This window comes from Flavobacterium branchiophilum NBRC 15030 = ATCC 35035 (genome assembly GCF_002217205.1).
GTDB lineage: Bacteria > Bacteroidota > Bacteroidia > Flavobacteriales > Flavobacteriaceae > Flavobacterium > Flavobacterium branchiophilum.
Genome location: NZ_MUGT01000161.1, coordinates 1 through 2,854, shown reverse-complemented (window position 1 = coordinate 2,854; position 2,854 = coordinate 1). Strand labels below are relative to the sequence as shown.

Here is a 2,854-nt window from a genome sequence, read left to right as displayed (position 1 = left end):
ATGCGTTAAAATTCAGTTCACTTATAAACTTATTTTTTTCAATTTCAGTTAATTTTCTTTCAATAAGTTCTATATTCGTTGATGTTTTAAATAAATTTAGTTCTTCAATAGTGATAGCAATAACCTTTCTAAAGTTATTAATTTTTTTTCTGTTTTTATAATATAGAATTTTATAATTGTTTAAATCAATGTAACTATTTAATTGTGATGTATAATTGAAGTTTACTTCTGTATTTCTTACTTCTTTTCCTTTATTGTCTTTGCGAATCATTTCTAATCCGATTCTTTCACCACGATGGTTTGTCATTATTTTACAAATCAAATTTTTTTTGTCAAAATATAAGTACTCAACTGATATTGAATCGAAACCTACCCTTGACATTTTAACTATTCTATTGTCTTTATATAGGTAATTTTCTATCAAATCTTTAGATTTTGAATGAGATGCTTCAGCCCCATCTGGACTAAAATATTTGATAACATTACCGTTTATGTCGAAAAAAAATTCAGCTTTTAACATTAGCCCAATTGGTTTCTTGTAATAATCTGGATTAGTTTTTGGTATGACTGAATATTCAGAACACTTAAGAATACTATTTTTAGAAATAATACTTCTATTAAAATCTCTTTGAGCGAATAAATTATAGCTCAAAAAAAGGAATATTAAGAATATCTTTAAATTTTTCATTTTATTTACTATTCATTAGGTACCAAGGATCATTTCTGTATGGAACTCCTCCATTAGCAAAAGCATAATTGAAAGCATATCGTTCTTTCCAACTATTTGTTTCAGCTCTTGTATGATTTATATGGTAATTATAAAAATCACCGTTTTTATAACTTAAACAATGCCCAAATTCATGTAGCATTGTTCTAGCTAATATTCTATAAGATCTGAAAGAATCTTTGAAATATGTTGTTGATACTCGAGAACTTTTAAAATTATTTTCACTGTGAGCATACGTTTTTGCAATAGACCCATCATCAAGTGAGCTAATATCTGGTTGAGCATACATATCAACACTTCCAGTTTTTGAAAAATAACTTTTTAATGTTGGTAAAGAATCTTTAATTTTATACAAAGTTTCACGTGTTGCGGGTGCTTCAGAATCGGCTAAATTTCTAAATACAGCATCAACCTCCCTGTCAAGTTTACCTTTTACAAAATCTTCATTCATCATCTTATGCATCGCGTGATTCAGTCCACTCACCACCAGCCCTGTTACAGCACCTTGCCAAAAGTTACCTCCTGTAAGGGCGGCACCTGCACCGCCACTAAGGGTACCAAAGGCTATTGTACCAATGTCGCCTGTTCCTGCACCTAAACCTGCATGTTTTGTCATTGACATTGTATAATTCCCATTATCTGTAATTGTCTCACCTCCACTCCAGGCACTACTTGCTATGCTACTCAAAGCTCCAGCGGCAAAGCCATTTATATCTACAAAAATAATAAATAATTCTTTTAAAAGCTCTTTTTTTAGAAATTTATTGATAAAAATTTTAAAAACAATTGGACTAATAGCGATAAAGCAACCGTCTTTAAAATTATTGATGAAATACTAACCCCTAAAAAGTTTAAATTTTTTTTTATAATAACGCTGCTTTTTTGTAAATTAGAAAACCCGAGCATTTGCTCGGCTTTCGCTGTTTTAGTTGATTAAGTAATAATCTGTTAACTTCCATTTATCCTTGACTCTTTTTGCTTCATAAAAATATGAATATGGTTTTGGAAGATTACCTTTTATGATATACAAAAAATATGCTTCGTCTTTACTTTTAAAATAGATAGGACTTAAATATATTTGATTGTATTGGTCACTTTCTATAATTTTGAAAGTTTTATTGATACTATATTTTAAAGATACATCAATCAATTTTTTTCGGTCAATAGATTTTACATCCATTTTCTCTATTTTTGTATAAATTGAGTCTTTAATTTCAAATTTAAATTTAGTTGGGATGCCAAAATTTATAGGAAAAAATTGATAACCTTGCTCACCAATTAACGTCCCGTAAATTTCATACTCTTCATTAACTATTTCTTGAGAATAACTTAACCAAGAAACAGCAAAAGTTAAAATTAAAAAAAGTACATTTCTCATAGTTACCATTTTAAAAATGAATCTGGATCATAACCTCTATTTGATATTCTCATATAAAATTCATTTCTATAATTTAACCCAGATCTGTTATATGCTGGAAGAGAATATTGTAATTCACGTTCGTACATTCTGTATTCCATAACTTCTGTCCTAAATCCATCTTTATCCGAAATAGAATTAAATTTAGAAAAGTTACCTGAAAACAAATCCCAAGCGTGACCAGTTTCGTGTATTATAGAAGTTCCTAAAGTTAACATACTCTTGAACGCATCAGTTCCAAAAGTCATTGTTCCGGTTCTTGTTTTAGTGCTTCCACTAGTTAAATCGTAACTCACATTTTTATTTACTCCGACTTTAAAACTACCACTCTCGCTGTAGAACTGTGCTAATTCAGGAACTTTAGCAATAAGTTCTAAAACCTGTCCAGAAGTCATATTTGGAATGTCTTTATAATTAACACCCGCCTTTTTAAGCCATTGTTTTAAATCCCCGTTTTTCCCCATCGAGTGCATTGCATGATTCAGTCCACTCACCACCAGCCCTGTTACAGCACCTTGCCAAAAGTTCCCTCCCGTGAGGGCGGCGCCTGCACCGCCACTAAGGGTGCCAAAGGCTATTGTGCCAATGTCGCCAAAATTGTCGCCAAGGCTGTTCAATCCCGTGCCTTTTATCGCAACACCATTTGCATCTACGCTCGTGCCTCCGTTGTATAAACTACTCGCTATGGTATTCAATTTTTTTAGAAAGTT

General features: G+C 31.3%; 3 protein-coding genes and 1 pseudogene. All 4 read right to left on the bottom strand.

Features of this window, described 5'->3' with window-relative positions; all coding sequences use genetic code 11:
* Positions 1 to 688, bottom strand: a 688-nt coding sequence (locus B0A58_RS14675) for a hypothetical protein (protein ID WP_133063158.1), incomplete at its 3' end; no start/stop codon positions are given.
* A gap of 1 nt (position 689) precedes the next feature.
* The gene (locus B0A58_RS14670; RefSeq protein ID WP_133063157.1) at positions 690 to 1,349 is read right to left on the bottom strand and encodes a SprT family zinc-dependent metalloprotease; all 660 of its coding nucleotides are present in this window, start codon (positions 1,347 to 1,349) and stop codon (positions 690 to 692) included.
* 303 nt (positions 1,350 to 1,652) lie between these two features.
* The gene (locus B0A58_RS14665; RefSeq protein ID WP_133063156.1) at positions 1,653 to 2,105 is read right to left on the bottom strand and encodes a hypothetical protein; all 453 of its coding nucleotides are present in this window, start codon (positions 2,103 to 2,105) and stop codon (positions 1,653 to 1,655) included.
* Positions 2,106 to 2,107: 2 nt separating this feature from the next.
* Positions 2,108 to 2,854: pseudogene (locus tag B0A58_RS14660) on the bottom strand (hypothetical protein); the annotation flags it as partial.

What these genes read in the sequence shown, in the direction of transcription:
- B0A58_RS14670 (WP_133063157.1), bottom strand. Translation starts at nt 1,349, where the DNA reads ATGTCAATGACAAAACATGCAGGTTTAGGTGCAGGAACAGGCGACATT.
- B0A58_RS14665 (WP_133063156.1), bottom strand. Translation starts at nt 2,105, where the DNA reads ATGAGAAATGTACTTTTTTTAATTTTAACTTTTGCTGTTTCTTGGTTA.